Here is a 17932-nt window from a genome sequence, read left to right on the forward strand (position 1 = left end):
CGGGCGTTCACTTGACGTCGCTCGTGACTCCCGGCTCCGCAGGCTCGGGCGGCACTTCCTGCGCGATCCACGCCTGCATCAGCGTGAAGGTCACCGCGAGTATCACCGGGCCGATGAACAGCCCGACGATGCCGAACGCGACCAGCCCGCCGAGCACGCCCGTGAGGATGAGCAGGATCGGAAGGTCGACGCCTCGCTTGATCAGGAGCGGGCGCAACACCTTGTCGAGTCCGATGATGAGCAGTGTCCAGACCGCCAGTTCGATTGCGGCTACTTCGTCGCCGCGACGAAAGAGCCATACGGCCGCGCCGAAGAGCGGAATCGCCGAGCCGATCTGGGCGAGGCAGAGGATCAGGATCAGCGCGGTCAGGAAGGCCGCACCGGGAACGCCGGTTACGTAGAGGCCGAGGCCGCCAAGCGCCGCCTGAACGGCCGACGTCACGACGATTCCCAGTGCGACCGCGCGGATCGACAGCCCGGTGAGCCGCACCGCTGCCGCGCCGCGATCGCCGGCGAGGCGGGCGGCGAAGCGCGCCACCATGGAGAGCGCGAGTTCGCCGCGCGAATAGAGAATGCCGGCAATGACCACCGTGAGCAACAGATGGATGAGCAGTGCGCCCGCCGCGCCTGCGCGCGCCAGCAGCCACTGGGTGCCGATCATCGCATAGGGCTGCACCCGTGCGAGGATGCCGCCGGGTCCCGCGTCGGACAGCCGCTGCCATTCGCGTGCGAGACGGCCGCCGGCGAGCGGCACGTCATGAAGCCAGCGGGGCGGCGGAGGCAGCGTGTAGTCGGGCAGGCGCTGCGCCAGGGCGATGACGTCGCCGCCGCGTTCGGCGATCGTCGCTACGGCCGCACTGAGCGGCAGCACGATCACGACGAGCATTCCCATCACCATTGCCGCGACGGCGATCGAGCGGCGGCCTCCCACGCGCCGCTCGATGCCGATCATCAGCGGCCACGTGGCGACGACAATCATCGTCGCCCAGAGGAGCGCGGGCAGGAACGGGCGGACGATATACAGACTGCCGAAGATCAGCAGTGACAGGATCACGATGATCAGCAGGATCCGGGCGATATCCACTGGCGGTCGTGACGTCACCTGATTCTCCCCGTACGCAACAAGATCGCACCGGCGCGCCGCATCGCCGGCGCCGGCAATTTTCTATACAGTAGGCAATCGCTGCGCCATTGCAAGTTGCATCCGGTGTACGGACGTTGCAGGCCCGTCATAGCTGCGACTCGATTGGCAGAAGGCCGAGAAACCAGATGCCGGTCCGGGTCAAGGCGGACACGCCGGGCTCGTCATCGAGTTCCGTCACCGTGCCGTCCTCGGCCGTCTCGACCCACACGATGCGGCTCCTGCCGGCCGCATCGGTGCGCAGATCGACTCGCCATGCAACGCGATCCAGATTGTTCATGATGCCGTCCGCCACCTGTGCGGCCACCGCATCGCTGCTGCAATACACGCCGATCTCCGTATTCAGTTCGACCGAACGCGCGTCCAGATTCATCGAGCCGATGAAGATGCTCGTGCGATCGAACACATAGGTTTTGGCATGCAGCGACGCCTTCGATGAGCCGAACATCGACCTTTTCCGATCCGCGCGCTGGTCGGCGACGACCGGCCTCAACTCGTACAGATGCGCCCCGGCATCGAGGAGATCCTTGCGATAGCGCTGATAGCCCGCGTGCACGGCGCTCACATCGGTTGCCGCAAGCGAGTTCGTCAGGACCGTCACGCGCACGCCGCGCGCGGTCCACCCGCGTATCCACTCGACGCCCTCTTTCCCCGGCACGAAGTACGGCGACACGATCAGCAGCTCCCTCGTCGGCTCGATACTCAGCGCCCTGAATTGCGACATGAGGTGGCCGCGTGCGTCGCCGGGTGCGCGCGTGATCTTCGAGGGATCGTCGTAGAGCAGCGTGGCCTGTCCCCACTCGAAGTCGGCATCGCGCGACTGAATGGCACCGATGATGCGCTCGCGCGCCTGCACGACGAAGGGGTCGTTCCGCTTCGACTCGACGTAGGTATCCAGTTCGGCGCGCACCGCGGCCAGTTCGTCGGCAGTCGCGGCGCGCCCTGCCAGCCGCTCGATCGGATATGACGCCTCGGAATTCCAGAATTCGTCGAACGCCGTGGAAGCCTCCCGGACGACCGGCCCGTGCACGAGCACATCGAGATCCCCGAAGGCGACCACGCTCGACGCGCCGAAGTACTCGTCGCCGATATTGCGCCCGCCGAGGATCGCCGCCTGGTTGTCGGCGATCAGCGCCTTGTTGTGCATGCGCCGGTTGACGCGGGAGAACTCCAGTGCGCTTCCTATCGTCTTGAACTTGCGGCTCGCGACCGGGTTGAACAGCCGTATCTCGAGGTTCGGGTGGGCGTTGAGCGCGAGCAGCAACTGGTCGTCGGCGTTCGTGCCGAGGTCGTCCAGCAGTATGCGCACGCGCACGCCCCGGTCGGCTGCCCTGAGCATTGACGCGGCAAGCTCGCGGCCGGTCAGGTCGTCATGCCAGATGTAATACTGGAGATCGAGCGTGCGGTCCGCGGCCTCCGTCAGCACGATGCGCGCGACGAGCGCGTCGAGGCCGTTCGGTAGCAGGTGAAACGCGTTCTCGCCGGGATGCTCCCGCTCCCTGGGGCCGAACGCGGTGCCGAGACGCGTTGCCTGCGTGTCGTTGAGCGCGTAGGTCGCGGTGCGGCCGGTCTGCGGCGGCAGGCTGGCGCAGGCGTTCAGCAGGAGAATGAGGATGGGTGCGACAAGTTTTCGGAGCTTGAACACCTTTTTATTCTCCGCGAGTGCCGTTACCGAGAGAATATCGCATTCGGGTGCGCGTTCCGAAGCGCGCCGGACGCTGCCGTCACAGCCTGCCGCGCATGGTCGCGGTCGTCGGCCGTATGCTCGCGCCGCCGGTATGCGTGACGTGAGCGTGTCGCGCGAACGGCCTGTGCACGCAGGAAGCGTCCGCGATCGCAGGACGAGCCAAGAATGCAATCGTCTGCTGATTAGCTGGGAAGCAATGCGCTCGGGACGCGCAGAGGCGGAAAGCTCAATGACGCGTGCGGCGTTGTGCGTCCGGTGCTCGCCGCTCGCTCGCGACGAGGCGCAGCCCGCAGCCCGGCGCATGGCCCGCCGCTGAGGAAAAGGGCTGCACGCCCGCATGAAAACGGCACCTTTCAATTTCCGTACGCCAGCCTATTCTTGAAAGGTTGCTCCGGCTCGGGAGATGCGCATGAAATCGTACGACGGATTCTTTAGCGGATTGCGTGTCGTCGCCCGCGGCGCCGCGGCGTGGCGCCGCTCGCGCGCGGCGCGCGCAGCGGATGGCGATCGACCGGAGGGCGGGGTGCACGATGCCGCTCAACTGGAGCGCCTTGCCATGTGCGCATGCAGCGGGTACTTCCACGGCGGCGATGTGGCCGCGCCGTTCGTGTTCGTGTCGGAGAAGTGGCTGAGGGATTAGGCACGTCCCGGTGCGTCCATGCGCACCCTTGCCAAGGCCGTTTTCACCGGAGCGGTCCGGTCAGGCGCGCATTCCACGACAGTCCATGCAGCGCCGGATCCCGTTTCCTCAACGCGCTGGTCGTCGGCCGGCGCATCGCAGTCCGCGATCATGGAGACGCCATGTCCAGTCCGTTCAAAAGCCGGATCCTGATGCCCTTGCTGTGCGGCGTGTTCTTCGCGCAACCCGCGCTGGCCGCACAGGACGTCGTCGTCACGCCGCTCATGACGCAGTCTCTGCCGGATTACCCCGGCAAGGAGGCGCTGATGATGACGGTGGAATATGCCCCGGGTGGCGCGGACCCCGTTCATCGGCACGATGCTCACGGATTCATCTACGTGCTCGAAGGCTCCGTCGTGATGCAGGTGAAAGGCGGCAAGGAGGTCACGCTGAAGCCCGGCCAGACCTTCTACGAAGGGCCGGACGATGTTCACGTCGTAGGCCGCAACGCCAGCAAGACGAAGCCGGCGAAATTCCTCGTTCTGCTCCTGAAGGAGAAGGGGGCGCCCGCACTGATCCCCGTGAAATAGCGCTGGCGAAGGAATACCGGCGGCATGCGCCGCTGGTAGCGCATGTCGATCACACCGGCCGGGCAACATGGGCGCCCGGGATCGGAATGCCATGCGCAATTCTCTCGTTCGGCTTTGTGGATCTGCACGAGCGGTGTTCATTGATCCCCCGTGACAAGGGCGCTCGAACCGATTCGATCCTTGCGTTCGACTATGCGTCCCAATGCGGAACGGTCAAAGGCGTCCTTTGCCTTGATATAGGAAACGCACTCTTCCATAATGCGCGCATGGCACACCTCAAATCTCCCTCCTCTGAAGCCACCAGAACGCGTGGCCGTCCGCGCCAGTTCGACATCGAAGTGGCACTCGGCAAGGCCGCGCGCGTGTTTCGCGAGCGGGGCTATCACGCGAGTTCCATCGCCGACCTCACGCAGGCGATGGAACTTGCCTCGGGCAGCGTCTACAAGGCGTTCAGGGACAAGCGGTCGGTGTTCGTCGCCGCGTTCGATCACGAGGCGCGCGTGCGAGCGGAGCGGTTTCGAAGAATCATGGCCGCCACCACGTCGGGCCGCGATCGCATACGCGTTGCGCTGATTTTTAGCGCCGAGGCGTCGTATGGCGCGGAGGGCCGGCGAGGCTGTCTCATCGTCGGCACGGTGGCCGGGCTGTCCACCTTCGACGCCGACATCGCGAAACGCGCGACGGCCGCGCTTCACAGAAGCGAGACGCTGATGGCCGACCTGATCCGGCAAGGCCAGGCTGACGGCTCGATTCACGCCGGGATCGAGAGCGAGGTCACTGCCCGCCTGATGCTGTGCGTGCTTCAAGGCATGCGCGTCATCGGAAAGACGGGGCGCACCCGCGCCGAAATGCTGGCGGTAGCCAATGCGGCAATGAAATTCCTCGACTGAATTTTTTTGCCTATTTAGGAAATGCGCATTCTCTTTATGGAGTGGAACCCGTGAACACTTTCGCCGGCCCCGCCGGTCCGTCCGCCGGAGCGAATACCGTCTCGCCATGGCTCGTCCTGCTGCTGGCGACAGCCTGCGGCTTCATTGCCGCAAACATGTATTACGCGCAACCCCTCGCCGGGCCGATCAGTGCGGCACTCGGCTTCTCGCAGGGAACCACCGGGCTGATCGTGACCATGACGCAGGTGGGATGCGGCATGGGCATGCTGCTGGTGGTGCCGCTCGGCGACCTGTTCGAAAACCGGCGGCTCGCGCTGATCCTGCTTGGCATCATTGCGGTTGCGTCGCTGGGTGCCGCGCTCGCCTTCAACCCGCTGTCGTTTCTCATCGCGGCATGGTTCATCGGTCTCGGCACCGTCGCCGTGCATGTGCTCGTTCCCTATGCCGCGCACATGGCGCCGGAGGCGGTACGCGGGCGCGTGGTCGGCAACGTCATGAGCGGCCTGCTGCTCGGCATCATGCTTGCGCGTCCGGTGGCGAGCGCGATTACCGCGTTCTCGTCGTGGCATGCGGTGTTTTTCTTCTCGGCGGCCGCGGCAACCCTGATCGCCTTCGTGCTCGCGAGATCGATGCGGCCGCGCCAGCCGCAGTCGCGGCCTCGCTACGCCGACTTGCTGCGCTCGATGTGGCGGCTCGTCCGGACCACGCCGATCCTGCGCCGCAGGTCGCTCTATCACGCCGCATTGTCCGGTGCGTTCAGCCTGTTCTGGACCACGGTGCCGCTGTTGCTGGCAGGGCCCGCGTTCAGACTGTCGCAGGGCGGCATTGCGCTCTTCGGGTTGGCGGGCGTGGCCGGCGCGATCGCGGCACCTGTGACCGGCAGGATCGCGGATCGCGGCTGGAGCCGTCCAGCGAGTGTGTTCGCGATCGCGGCGGCGGCGGGTGCATTCCTGTTGACGCACATCGCACAGCAGGGCTCGCTGCTTTCACTCGGGCTGCTCGTGGCCTCGGCGATCGTGCTGGATTTCGGCGTGTCGGCGAACATGACGCTCGGCCAGCGCGCGATCTTTTCTCTCGGCGCAGAGTACCGGTCGCGTCTCAACGGAATCTACATGACGATGTTCTTCTCGGGCGGAGCCATCGGCTCGGCGCTGGGCGGCTGGTCCTATGCGCACGGCGGATGGAACATGGCATCGTGGTTCGGGTTCGCCCTGCCGGTGGCGGCGCTTCTCTATCTGCTCACCGATCTGTGACTTCTCCTCGCGTTGCCCGTGGCACTCTGCGTTCCGCAAAGGCCGTCTGATCGCGTGCAGTGTTCGTTTCGCGGGATATGCCCGCGAGGCGCAAATGCTTGCGCGTGGAATAGACAGCCTGGCTCCAGTGTTGTGAAGTAAAGGACAAGGTTTCGATAAGGGCGGCCGCGAAACCCGGGTGATCTGCAGGCGCACGCCGCGGGAAAGCCGGCAGGATGCGCGCCACGCTGTCGAGGCGCCTTGTCAGCGCCACGTGGATTACCCGGGAGATGATTTTGGCTTATCGCATCAAGGAGCGGCCCCCCGCACGCTCGATCACGGAGGAAGTGAGGGTTGGACTGGTCGACGTGAGGTTTGGACCAGTGCGCATGGAAGGACCGTTCAATCATCAGCCGATCAGCAGCGGGACACGGATGGAGGCCATACTGGGCCCGGACGCGAGCAACGTTTCCCGCCAGTACGTTCCCGGAACCAGGACCAATGGCAACAGTCTGCGCGAGTTCATGACGGCATTGGTGCAGGACAGTTACACGAAGGACTGGAAGGCCGGTCACCTGCTCAATGAAGAACTGGGAGGCGACGGTCAGAATGCCGCGAATTTGACGCCGCTGACAAGCAAGGCAAATTCGGCTCACAAGTCGTTCGAATCGCATATCAAGCGAATGCTGCTCCAATGTCACAGAATTGACCGTGAAGACAAGGCCTGTACGCACTGGTACGGAGTCGAGTACAAGGTACAGGTGTCGCATGACCGCTATAGCGCCCCTTTTGACGCAGACCTGATCGACAGCTACGTTGCCTTGTTCATCTCGATCGAATACAAATACATCAAGATCGAAAAGGCGAGGTTTCCTTTTTTGGTGAAGCAGGACGTTGCGGGCAACGATCCCAAAATCCAGACGCTCACGCGTGCCGATCCGCCGGTCTATTCGTCGACCAATGTGAAGAGCGTTCGCCGCAATGGTATCGGCACTGAATTCTTCGCCGAGATTCACAACCAGGACTAGAGACGCGGCACGCGTGCGTCTTTCCGGTGCACGTCGGCGCGAGACGTCGGGTGAGCGGTCGTGTCGTTCAGGCTAACAATCGGTCCAGGCCGGTTCTGAAGCGTTGCCAGCGCGGTCGCGCCCGAACTGCTCGACCACGGCGATCGCCCGCTCGCACTCGCCGGCGTCGAGCGAATGGATCGAGCCCTTGGCCGGATCGATGCCGAGTTGCTGCGCGAGCCATCGGTAGCCCCGGCTGCGCGCTTCGAAGACGTTGCAGCCGTCGCGGCGAACCTTGGCCTGCACGAGCGGTTCGAGCGCCGCGTGCAATTTCGCCTTCAGGTCGCGCAGGTTCGCGTCCGCCAGCCGCCCGAGCGGGACGTGGCGGGTGCTGCGCGGAAAAATGCCGATCCACGCCTGACACGGCGAGCAGAGCCAGAGCGGACCGTGGTCGTCGCGGTAGGGGTATGCCTCGTCACCGGCACGCACGAGAGCCGCTGGCGCGCCGCAGTAGTCACAACGAGGCTGCGGAAGAGGTTTGACGGGACGGCCGACTCGCATGGTGTAAGACCGGGTAGGGAAGTCCAATATAGCAAATTCGACGTCGGACGCTGACGCGTGGTTCCGGCATGCACGCCATGCGATTTCGGGGGACGGTCCTCCTTCGAATCGCGATCGTCACCCGAAGGTGCTGGCTCGTTTCAGCGCCTGAGTTCGGAGATGATCTTCTCGGCCAGAAAATCGCATGGTGGCCGCTTCGATGTCGCGCTTCGTGCAAGCACCACTTCCAGCGCGGCGATTTCGGGCAGGCCCTGCGCCGCGCCGAGCAGCAGGAAGTGGGAAGGCACCGCGCACCGGGCGATGGGCGTGATGGCGAGCCCGGCTTCCGCCATCGTGAGCAGGCCGAGCAGGCTGGGGCTTTCATACGAGGTCCGGTAGCTGATCTTCGCGCGCTCCAGGCTGCGAATGGCATTCTCCCTCGCGACGCTGCCGGGCAGGAACACCGCGATCGGAAGCGGCCTTTCACGCCAGATTTCACGGTCGCTCGGCGCCGCCGCCCACACCATCGGTTCGAGCCGGATGAACTCGCCCGACAGTCCCTTGACCCGCGTCGCGCACACCAGATCGACCGAGCCGTCCTTCACCATGGGCGCGAGCGCGACGCTCGGCAATCCGACCACCTGGATCTCCACCTTCGGATAGGTGGCGGAAAACTTCTTGAGGATGGGCGGGAGCAGCGACGAAGCGTAGTCGTCGGGCACGCCGATGCTTACGCGTCCGGTCACGTCGGGACGCACCACCGCGGCCCATGCTTCCTCGCGCAGTGCGAGCATGCGACGGGCGAATGCGAGCAGGACTTCGCCGTCCTGCGTCGGGACGACGCTTCGCGGCTTGCGCACGAACAGCGGCTTGCCGAGCGCCGTTTCGAGCGTCTTGATCTGCATGCTCACCGCCGATTGCGACCGGTGCACGACTTCCGCCGCGCGGCTGATGTTTCCCGTGTCCGCCACGGCGACGATCATCGCCATGACATCGAGGTCGAGTGCTTTCATCGGTAGCTGTTTTGGTATCAGAAAAATCGATCGATATCATCAATATTACGCGATTTTCTTGAGCGTCGGCCTTGGGCATAGTGTCCGAAAGGAGCCGCCCATGAATGCACGAACCGACCCGTCAGTGCTTGCCGTGACCGAACTGTCCTTCGCGACCGTACGTTCGGGCATCAGTGTTCCGTATGTGGACCGCGGGGAAGGGGAGCCGCTCGTCTTCGTGCACGGCTCGCTTTGCGACTATCGCTACTGGAGCGGCCAGGCCACGCCTTTGTCGAAGGATTTCCGCTGCATTTCGGTGAGTCTCAGTCATTACTGGCCCGCGGGCGAAGCCTGCATCCAGGGCGAGTTCGGCTGGCAGACGCACGTGGCCGAAGTGGCCGAATTCATCGAGGCGATGGACCTCGCGCCGGTGCATCTGGTCGGGCATTCGCGCGGCGGCTGCGTGGCGTTTCATCTGGCGCGCGAATATCCGCGGCTCGTGAAGACGCTGACGCTCGCGGACCCGGGCGGCCCGCTGCAAATCGACGGCATGCGCGAGGCGGCGCTGCCGGCGGCGACGAACGCGCTGCGAGCGAAGGTTGCCGACCTGATCGAGCGCGGCGACATCGACGCCGGGCTGGAACTCTTCGTCGACTCGGTCAGCGTGCCCGGCTCATGGCGCCGCAGTCCCGCTGGCTTTCGCACGATGGCGATGGAGAACGCCGCCACGCTCCCGAAACAGTTCCGCGATCCGCTGCCGGCGTATTCGCGCGAAGCGGCGCGGGACGTGAAGTGCCGGACGCTGCTGATCGAGGGTCAAAAGAGCCCGCGCATGTTCCGCAACAATGTCGAGAAGCTGTCGGGCTGGATCGAGTTTGCAGAACGACACACCATCGACGGCGCGTCGCACGGAATGAATGTGTCGAACGCGGGGGCGTTCAACCGGCTCCTGCATTCGTTCGCCCGTTCTTGAACGGCATTTCGCGGGCCGGATATGGGGACCCATCGGGTGCGTCCGCCAGAGTGTAAACTGCTCACTTTTTTCACTCTGGTGGTATGGTGCAAGTCCCGCAGCGCACAGCCCTCAACGGCCCGACGCTCATTCGCTTGCTTGCGCGCCTGACGGACGCCGATCTTCCCGAATCCAGACAACCGCTCTCGGACCGGCTGAGCGAATGGCTCGGCTGGACCGACGCCATTGCGCTGTCCACGGCGCTGAGCGGCAATCCGCCTGCGGTGGCGCCTGGCGCGCGAGCCATCGGCCGCTCTGAAGAGAACGAGTGCGCCCGCGTGCGCGCCGCGCTGGCGAAGGCCATCGCCGGCGACAGGACGTTTGCCGCAGCGAGGCGGCGCGGGCCTGCGCACGCGTCGCCCGATGGTTTTCCCATGGACGCGGCGGCGGACTACGCGGTCTTTCGTCAGCGCTATCTTTCGCTGCAACAGACGATGGAGACGGACATCGGCAACCTGCGCGCCCGCCTGCGCGGCATGCTGGCCGCGAGGTCGCCCGGCATGACGCGGCTCGCGATGGTGGATGCCGTCATGGAACGCGCGCTGAGCGCGCGCGAGCGAAGTCTCCTGTCTTCCGTGCCCGTCATGCTCGGAGCGCGCTTCGAGCGTCTTCGCCAGTCGCAAGAGGAAACGCGAGCCGCCGCCCAGGCCTCGGGGGAAGCCGCAGCAGCCACGCCGGGCGCGTGGCTGGACGTGTTCCGCAAGGATATGCAGAGCGTCTTGCTCGCCGAACTGGATATTCGTTTTCAACCGGTCGAAGGGCTGCTCGCCGCCCTTCGCACCAGCTAACTGGCATGCCATGTCCAGATATTCACTGAACCTTGTTGTTTTTCTCGTCGGTCTGGCCGCCGTGTGCTGGATCGGCGCCGGATACGTCGTATCGAATCCGCTGGCGCTGGCCGTCACGATGCTGATCGGCGCCTGCTATCTCGCGGGCGCGCTCGAACTGCAGCGCTACAGCCAGGCCACGTCCGGACTGGCGCAGGCCGTCACGGGCCTCTCCAAGCCGCCATCGGGACTCGGGGCGTGGCTCGACCAGTTGCATCCCGGGCTGCGCAATTCGGTGCGCCTGCGCGTCGAAGGTGAGCGCGTGGCGTTGCCGGGTCCGGTGCTGACGCCGTATCTGGTCGGCTTGCTGGTGCTGCTGGGCATGCTGGGCACGCTGCTCGGCATGGTGGCGACGCTGCGAGGCACCGGCGCGGCACTCGAAAGCGCGACGGACCTGCAGGCCATCCGCGCGTCGCTCGCCGCGCCGGTCAAGGGGCTGGGCTTCGCGTTCGGCACCTCGATTGCGGGCGTGGCGACATCCGCCATGCTGGGGCTGCTCTCCGCGTTGTGCCGGCGCGAGCGGATCCAGGTGGCGCAGATGCTCGACGTCAAGATCGCGACGACGTTGCGTATCTACTCGCAGACCCATCATCGCGAGCAGACCTTCAGGCTCCTGCAGCGGCAGGTCGAAGTGATGCCCACGCTGGTCGACCGGCTGCAGGCGATGATGGCGGCCATGGAGCATCAGAGCCTCGTCCTGAACGAGCGGCAGATCGCCAGTCAGGAGGCGTTCCACGGCAAGGCCGCGGCCGCCTACACCCGTCTGGCGTCTTCCGTGGAGCGGTCGTTGAAGGAGAGCGTCGCCGAAAGCGCGCGCGCCGCGGGCGCCGCGCTGCAGCCCGTCGTGCAGACCACGATGGCGGATCTCGCACGCGAGACCGCTTCGTTGCACGACACCGTCACGCAAGCCGTCGAGCGGCAGCTGAACGGGCTGTCGACGGGTTTCGAGGCAACGACGAGCAGCGTGGCGGACATCTGGAAACAGGCACTGGCGGAGCATCAGCGATCGAGCGAGGCGCTTTCGAATAACCTGAGCACGTCGCTCGCGCGCTTCACCGAGACCTTCGAGCAACGCTCGGCCGGCCTGCTGGAAGGCGTCTCTACACGGCTGGAAGCGACAGCGGGCAGCATGTCGGAAGCGTGGAGCGTTGCGCTGTCGCGGCAGGAAAGCGTCAGCGCGAAAATGGCGGACGACAACCAGCAGGCGCTGGCGACGGCCGCGGCGACTTTCGAGCAGCACTCCGCGTCGCTCCTGCGCACCGTCGGGCAGTCTCATGCGGACTTGCAGGCGGAACTGGCGTCGCGGGACGAAGAGCGGCTCGCGGCCTGGACCGCGTCGCTCGGCGCGATGGCCGCTGCGCTGAGCCGCGAGTGGGAACAGGCGGGCACGCGCACCGCAAGCCGTCAGCAGGAGATCTGCGACACGCTGGCGCAAACCGCACGCGACATCACTGCCCAGACGCAGGCGCACGCGAGCGATACGATCGCGGAAATCTCCCGGCTCGTCGCGGCCGCGTCTGAAGCGCCGAGGGCTGCGGCCGAAGTCGTCGCCGAGCTGCGCCAGAAGCTCTCCGACAGCATGGTCCGCGACACCGCGATGCTGGAGGAGCGCAGCCGCCTGCTGGCAACGCTCGAAACCCTGCTCGATGCCGTGAACCATGCGTCCACCGGGCAGCGTGCCGCCGTCGATGCGCTGATTGCCACGTCGGCGGATCTGCTCGATCGTGTCGGCACGCGGTTCACCGACAAGGTCGAGGCCGAAACCGGCAAGCTCGGCGCCGTTGCCGCGCAGGTCACCGGCAGCGCCGTGGAGGTGGCGAGCCTGGGTGAAGCATTCGGGGTCGCCGTGCAGCTGTTCGGTGAGTCGAACAGCAAGCTCGTGGGCCAGTTGCAGCGCATCGAAGCCGCGCTCGACAAGTCGCTCGCGCGCAGCGACGAACAGCTTGCCTATTACGTGGCGCAGGCACGGGAAGTGATCGACCTGAGCATGATGTCGCAGAAGCAGATCGTCGAAGACCTGCAGCAGCTCGCCGGCGAGCGGGCGTCGGCCGGAGCCGAAGCGGCATGAGCGAGGAGATCGATGGCGGCGTCGAGCAGACGGCGCCCATATGGGCTGTCTTCGGCGACCTGATGTCGGTGCTGCTGGGTGCCTTCGTGCTGATCCTGGTGGGCGTCATCGGCGTGCAGCTGGAACTCTCGACGCGGCTCGATCAGGAGGTCAAGGAGCGGCAGGTGGAAACGCAGCGCCGCAAGACCCTCGAGCAGGCGCTGGCGGGGCCGCTGGCGGCGGGGCGGGTGACGCTCGTCAACGGGCGCATCGGCATCAGCGGCAGCGTGTTGTTCGCGCTGAATTCGGCGCAGTTGCAGCCTCAGGGCCGGGATCTCCTGAAGAGCCTGGCCGGGCCGCTGTCCGGCTATCTCAAGGCGCGCGACGAAATCCTGATGGTGAGCGGCTTTACCGACGACCGGCAGGTGCGCGACGGCAACCGTCGCTTTGCGGACAACTGGGAGCTGTCGGCCGAGCGCGCGCTGACGGTGACGCGCGCGTTGGTCGATGAGGGCGTTCCTGCCGCGTCGGTATTCGCGGCCGCGTTCGGCTCCGGGCAACCGGTGAGTTCGAACGCCGACGAGGAGGGGCGGGCCAGAAACCGCCGGGTGGAAATAGCACCTGTCCCGAGGCCGTCGACGGCAACGGTGAAGCCCCGTGAGTAGCGGCGAGACGCGCGCCCGCGCGATGCTCGACGCATGGCGCGAGCGCGGCGACGATCGCCTGGACCCCGTCCGCTTTCATTTCATCGAGGCACTGGAGCGGCGTGCGGCGGCTCATGACGGCGAGGCGCGCCGGATTCTGGACGAGAGGCTGTCCGGCCTGATCGAGGCCTACGCCCACGCTCTCTTGAGTGCCGCATCCGGCGCTGCCGACGGCAGCGGCGCGGGATCGGTACGCGAGCCTGCTCGCGGACCGCTGGCTGCACTGGTCGACTACATTGCGAGCCGTGCCCCGGCCGACGGCGAAGGCGCCGCTGCGGGCAGCGCCGCGCCCAATCCCCGCGCCGATGCAAAACTGGAGGCGCTCGATTACTTCAGGCAAACGTGGTCGAAGGTCAACGCCGAGCGGCAGCTGCGGCAGTCTCTGGCGCAAGTGCCCGGGAACGCGGGTCCGCTCAATTCGAGCAGTCTCGTGCATCGGTCGCTTTCGCTGATGCGTGAGCTGTCGCCGGGATATCTCCAGCAGTTCCTCTCGTACGTCGACGCCCTATCGCATCTGGAGCAGATGAGCGGCGCCGGCGCCATGACGGGCAAGGATGCCCCTCGCGCCGCAGGCGCCCGCAAGCGTGCTCGTGGCAAAGCGCGCTAGCGCGTTCCGCAGCCGCGTTCCCCCGATAGCCGTTCCGGTTTGCGTGGCCGCGATGCAGGCGATGCTCACGGCCATGCATTCAAATCGCAGCCTTCGCACACGGTCTTGTATGGCGTCTCGCGGCGAGCGCTCACGCTACCGTTTCAGCGATCGCGCGCGCCCGTGTCGACGGACCCGCGACCGGGCCAATCCGCACTTGCCTTTATCTCCCGGACGCGCGACATTCCCGGAGTCGCACGTCGCGGCACAAGCCAGTGAAACGAATTGGTTCGCGAACACAGACCGAATAACGATGCGAATTCCGCCACTGAAGTCGATCATTGCATTCGAAAGCGTCGCCCGGACGAAGAGCGTCAATCGAGCCGCTGATGAATTGGGGTTAACGCCATCGGCGGTCAGCCATCAGATCGCCAACCTCGAATCCATCGTTGGCAGACCCTTGTTCACCCGGCTGGGGCGAGGCCTGGTATTGACGCCGACGGGTCAGCAATATCTGGCCGATGTCACCGGCTCCCTTGCCGACCTGAGCCGCGCGACGGAGCGCGCATCGAGCCCGTCGGGCGTCGAAATTCTGCGCATTCATTCCAGTCCGAGCTTCGGACTGATGTGGCTTCTGCCGCGGCTCGCTTCGTTCCATGAGGCAAACGGCGACATCCAGTTGAATCTCGCATGTTCATACGAAGACGTGTCGTTTACGTCGGGCTACTACGACATCGACATCCGCCACGGCTACGCGCATTGGACCGACGTCCAGATCAAGACGCTTCGCAACGAGTTCATCGCGCCGATGGCGTCGCAGGACTACCTCGAACGATATCCGGTGCAAAAGCCGGAGGACCTGCTCGAGCGGCGCCTGATCTTCTCTGAAACGCCGCTCGTGCAATGGCAGCAGTGGTTCGGCAAGTTCGGTGTCGCCGTGTCGCGCAAGGCGTTCGACTTCTCGTTCGATCGTTCGTACATGTCGCTCGAAGCGGCGGCACTGGGGCATGGCATCGCGCTCGAAAGCATGATGCTCGCATCGGTTCATCTCAGGCGCGGCTCGCTGGTGCCGGTTTTTGATCGTAGGTTTGCGGTGGAGGTCGGCGCGCACCACATGGTTTACCCTTCCCAGAACGCCGATCTGCCGAGGGTCGCGAAGTTCCTCGCGTGGGTCGAGCGCGAGATCGGCAGCGGCACTGCGGCGCGCTAGCGCACCCGTCCCGGACCGGTACTCCGCCCCACACATCCGACACCTGAATTTTTTTCAACGATAGTTGAGCTGATCTGCGTTGATCGTATTGCCGCGAGCGCTGAAACTGCGCTTACCGACACACACACATCAATGGAGACAACATGTTGCTCGACAGTAAAGTCGTACTCGTTACCGGTGCAGCCTCCCCGCGCGGCATCGGCAAGGCGACCGCCAAAGTGCTCGCCGCCCAGGGCGCGCGAGTGGTCATTCTGGACCTGCGCAAGGAAGACGCCGAAAGCGCGGCGCTCGATCTCGCCGGCGATCACCTCGGGCTTGCGTGCAACGTGACCGACAAGGCCGCCTGCATCTCCGCTGCGAAGGCGGTGCTGGAGAAATACGGCCGCATCGACGGCCTGATCAACAACGCGGGGATCACCCAGCCGCTGAAGACGATGGACATCGGTGCGGAGAACTTCGACGCCGTCGTCGACGTGAACCTGCGCGGCACGCTCTACATGTCGCAGGCCGTGATCCCGCAGATGAGGGCGCAACAAAGCGGCAGCATCGTGTGCATGTCGTCGGTGTCCGCGCAGCGCGGCGGCGGCATCTTCGGCGGCCCGCATTACAGCGCCGCCAAGGCGGGCGTGCTCGGCCTTGCCCGCGCGATGGCGCGTGAGCTCGGGGCGGACAACATCCGCGTCAACTCGATCACGCCGGGCCTGATCCAGACCGATATCACCGGCGACAAGCTCACGCCCGACATGCGCGCCGACATCATCAAGGGCATTCCGCTCGGCCGCCTGGGTGACGCCGCCGATGTCGCGAACGCCTGTCTGTTCCTCTCGAGCGATCTGTCGGCGTATCTCACCGGCATCACGCTCGACGTCAACGGCGGAATGCTGATCCACTGAACACACTGCGCGCCGCAACTTGCGGTCGATGAATCAACGCACCCGGGATGACCCGGGGCGACATGGCAGGAGACACGCATGAAAACGAAGTCCGTAGCGCCGCCAGTCAGCGGCGATGTCATGGCGCTCGCCGATACGGCGAGCTTCGAATCCAAAACCTATGCGAAGGTCGGACGGCGGCTGATTCCGTTCCTGATGCTGTGCTATCTCGGCGCGTATCTCGATCGCGTCAACGTGGGCTTTGCAAAACTGCAGATGCTCAACGACCTTCGGTTCAGCGAGACCATCTACGGCATCGGCGCGGGCATTTTCTTTCTCGGCTACTTCCTCTTCGAGGTGCCGAGCAATGTGATCCTGCACAAGGTGGGCGCGCGCAACTGGCTCGCACGCATCATGCTCACCTGGGCCGTGATCTCCGCGAGCTTCGCCTTTGTCCAGACGCCCACGACCTTCTATGTCCTCAGGTTCCTGCTGGGCGTGGCCGAAGCGGGGTTCGCGCCGGGCGTGATCCTCTACCTGACCTACTGGTTTCCCGCGGCGCGGCGCGCCAAGGCGCTCTCGCTCTTCTTCATGGCGATTCCGCTTGCGGGCATGGTCGGCGGACCGCTGTCGGGCTACATCATGCATGCGTTCCAGGGCGTGCACGATCTCGCGGGATGGAAGTGGCTCTTCATCCTCGAAGCGTTGCCGTCCCTGGTCCTTGGCGTCGCCATCCTGTTCTACCTCGACAACGGCATCGCTTCGGCCAAGTGGCTCAACGACGCGGAGAAGGCCCTCCTCTCGCGCAACGTCGCCAGCGACAACGCACACAAGATCGCCCATGTCTCGATCAGGTCGTTCATCGGCGACCGGCGTCTCTGGCTGATGGCTTCGATCTACTTCTGCGTGGTGCTCGGCCAGTATGGCCTCACGTTCTGGCTGCCGACGATCATCCGCAAGGCCGGCGTTGCCGATCCGCTGTGGGTGGGCGTGTACACGGCCATTCCGTACCTCTGCGCGATCATTGCGCTGCCGCTGGTGGGCGCAAGCGCCGACCGACATCGCGAACGGCGCCTGCATCTGGCGATCCCGATGCTCGTCGCGGCCGCTGGCTTCGCAACGCTGCCGATGCTGGGCGGAGTGGGTGCTTCACTGGTGTGCGTGAGCGTGGCCGCTGCGGGCATCCTCGCTTCTTCTTCGCAGTTCTGGTCGTTGCCGACCGCGCTCCTCGGCGGCATGTCCGCCGCAGCGGGAATTGCCGCGGTGAACTGCTTCGCCAATCTCGCGGGCTTCTTCTCGCCGGCGATCGTCGGCTGGCTGAACGACCTGACGGGCAAATCGACAGCCGGGCTGATCTTCATCTCCGTCGCCATCGTGATCGGCGCCTCGCTCGTGTTCTTCGTGCCGGCAAAGACGGTCAACCGCTGACACGGTTCGCTTCAAAAGACTTACTTTCAAATCAAGGAAACATCATGAACAGTCCTTCATCGGATGCGGTGACGCTCGCCGAGCGCGCCTATCGGATTCGCAGAAACGCCCTGCTGATGGGCGAAGTGCAGGGCCAGGGCTACATCGGCCAGGCGCTCGATATCGCGGATGTCCTCGCTGTCGCCTACTTCGGCGCGATGCGCTACCAGCCGGACAATCCAGAATGGGAAGGCCGCGACCGCTTTCTCCTGTCCAACGGCCACTATGCGATCGCGCTCTACGCGGCACTGCTTGAGGCGGGCATCCTGCCGGCGGACGAACTTGGAACATACGGCAGCGACGACAGCCGGTTGCCGATGTCCGGCATGGCGAGCTACACGCCCGGCATGGAGATGTCCGGCGGCTCGCTCGGCCACGGTCTCACGATCGCAGTGGGCCGCTGCCTCGGACTCAGGCGCAAGGGCTCCGATGCGTTCGTCTACACGCTCTTTTCGGACGGCGAACTCGACGAAGGCGCGATCTGGGAAGGCATCATGTCGGCGGCTCAC

Annotated in this window: 17 protein-coding genes and 1 pseudogene; 14 read left to right on the top strand and 4 right to left on the bottom strand. The window is 65.2% G+C overall.

Annotated elements, in window-relative coordinates; all coding sequences use genetic code 11:
- Window positions 1–7 precede the first annotated feature (7 nt).
- A complete protein-coding gene (ydiK, locus tag BG61_RS18210; protein WP_051672624.1) occupies window positions 8–1102 on the bottom strand; it encodes an AI-2E family transporter YdiK in 1095 nt (364 codons plus the stop codon).
- Window positions 1103–1229: 127 nt separating this feature from the next.
- Window positions 1230–2786 carry a phospholipase D family protein gene (locus tag BG61_RS18215; protein ID WP_035934709.1) on the bottom strand — a complete coding sequence of 519 codons (1557 nt, stop codon included), beginning with the start codon at window positions 2784–2786 and terminating at the stop codon, window positions 1230–1232.
- A 451-nt stretch (window positions 2787–3237) separates the two neighbouring features.
- Between BG61_RS18215 and BG61_RS18220 the strand changes: the two genes are divergently transcribed.
- The 5 genes from BG61_RS18220 (at window position 3238) to BG61_RS18240 (ending at window position 7187) form a co-directional block, all read left to right on the top strand.
- Entirely contained in the window at window positions 3238–3468 is a 231-nt protein-coding gene (locus BG61_RS18220; RefSeq protein ID WP_129572188.1) for a hypothetical protein, read from the top strand.
- A 191-nt stretch (window positions 3469–3659) separates the two neighbouring features.
- Window positions 3660–4037, top strand: coding sequence for a cupin domain-containing protein (locus BG61_RS18225; protein WP_051672626.1), 378 nt, complete (start codon window positions 3660–3662; stop codon window positions 4035–4037).
- A gap of 266 nt (window positions 4038–4303) precedes the next feature.
- Window positions 4304–4927: a TetR/AcrR family transcriptional regulator gene (locus tag BG61_RS18230; protein ID WP_174479729.1), complete on the top strand. Its 624-nt coding sequence runs from the start codon at window positions 4304–4306 to the stop codon at window positions 4925–4927.
- Window positions 4928–4977: 50 nt separating this feature from the next.
- Window positions 4978–6180, top strand: coding sequence for an MFS transporter (locus tag BG61_RS18235; RefSeq protein WP_035934818.1), 1203 nt, complete (start codon window positions 4978–4980; stop codon window positions 6178–6180).
- Between the two features lie 215 nt (window positions 6181–6395).
- Window positions 6396–7187 carry a hypothetical protein gene (locus tag BG61_RS18240; RefSeq protein ID WP_035941777.1) on the top strand — a complete coding sequence of 264 codons (792 nt, stop codon included), beginning with the start codon at window positions 6396–6398 and terminating at the stop codon, window positions 7185–7187.
- A gap of 72 nt (window positions 7188–7259) precedes the next feature.
- Here BG61_RS18240 and BG61_RS18245 read toward each other — a convergent pair whose 3' ends face one another.
- Both BG61_RS18245 and BG61_RS18250 read right to left on the bottom strand, forming a co-directional pair.
- A complete protein-coding gene (locus BG61_RS18245; protein ID WP_035934704.1) occupies window positions 7260–7727 on the bottom strand; it encodes a zinc-finger-containing protein in 468 nt (155 codons plus the stop codon).
- A 140-nt stretch (window positions 7728–7867) separates the two neighbouring features.
- On the bottom strand, window positions 7868–8719 hold the full coding sequence (locus BG61_RS18250; protein ID WP_174479730.1) for a LysR substrate-binding domain-containing protein: 852 nt from the start codon (window positions 8717–8719) through the stop codon (window positions 7868–7870).
- A 100-nt stretch (window positions 8720–8819) separates the two neighbouring features.
- Between BG61_RS18250 and BG61_RS18255 the strand changes: the two genes are divergently transcribed.
- From BG61_RS18255 to BG61_RS18295, 9 genes and pseudogenes are all read left to right on the top strand, one after another.
- Window positions 8820–9671, top strand: a complete 852-nt coding sequence (locus BG61_RS18255) for an alpha/beta fold hydrolase (RefSeq protein ID WP_035934703.1) — start codon at window positions 8820–8822, stop codon at window positions 9669–9671.
- Window positions 9672–9754: 83 nt separating this feature from the next.
- Complete coding sequence (locus BG61_RS18260; protein ID WP_035934702.1) at window positions 9755–10498, top strand: DUF3348 domain-containing protein; 744 nt, start codon at window positions 9755–9757, stop codon at window positions 10496–10498.
- 10 nt (window positions 10499–10508) lie between these two features.
- Window positions 10509–12605, top strand: a complete 2097-nt coding sequence (locus BG61_RS18265; protein ID WP_035934701.1) for a DUF802 domain-containing protein — start codon at window positions 10509–10511, stop codon at window positions 12603–12605.
- Complete coding sequence (locus tag BG61_RS18270) at window positions 12602–13249, top strand: OmpA family protein (protein ID WP_035934699.1); 648 nt, start codon at window positions 12602–12604, stop codon at window positions 13247–13249. Before BG61_RS18265 ends, BG61_RS18270 begins: the two co-directional genes overlap by 4 nt.
- A gap of 22 nt (window positions 13250–13271) precedes the next feature.
- On the top strand, window positions 13272–13895 hold the full coding sequence (locus tag BG61_RS18275) for a DUF2894 domain-containing protein (protein WP_232256305.1): 624 nt from the start codon (window positions 13272–13274) through the stop codon (window positions 13893–13895).
- Between the two features lie 292 nt (window positions 13896–14187).
- Window positions 14188–15084, top strand: coding sequence for a LysR substrate-binding domain-containing protein (locus tag BG61_RS18280; protein ID WP_035934697.1), 897 nt, complete (start codon window positions 14188–14190; stop codon window positions 15082–15084).
- Window positions 15085–15227: 143 nt separating this feature from the next.
- Entirely contained in the window at window positions 15228–15977 is a 750-nt protein-coding gene (locus BG61_RS18285; RefSeq protein ID WP_035934696.1) for an SDR family NAD(P)-dependent oxidoreductase, read from the top strand.
- A 78-nt stretch (window positions 15978–16055) separates the two neighbouring features.
- The gene (locus BG61_RS18290; RefSeq protein ID WP_035934694.1) at window positions 16056–17384 is read left to right on the top strand and encodes an MFS transporter; all 1329 of its coding nucleotides are present in this window, start codon (window positions 16056–16058) and stop codon (window positions 17382–17384) included.
- A 44-nt stretch (window positions 17385–17428) separates the two neighbouring features.
- Window positions 17429–17932: pseudogene (locus BG61_RS18295) on the top strand (transketolase); the annotation flags it as partial.

Origin of the sequence: Caballeronia glathei (assembly GCF_000698595.1) — a bacterium.
In the GTDB taxonomy this organism is placed as follows: Bacteria; Pseudomonadota; Gammaproteobacteria; order Burkholderiales; family Burkholderiaceae; genus Caballeronia; species Caballeronia glathei.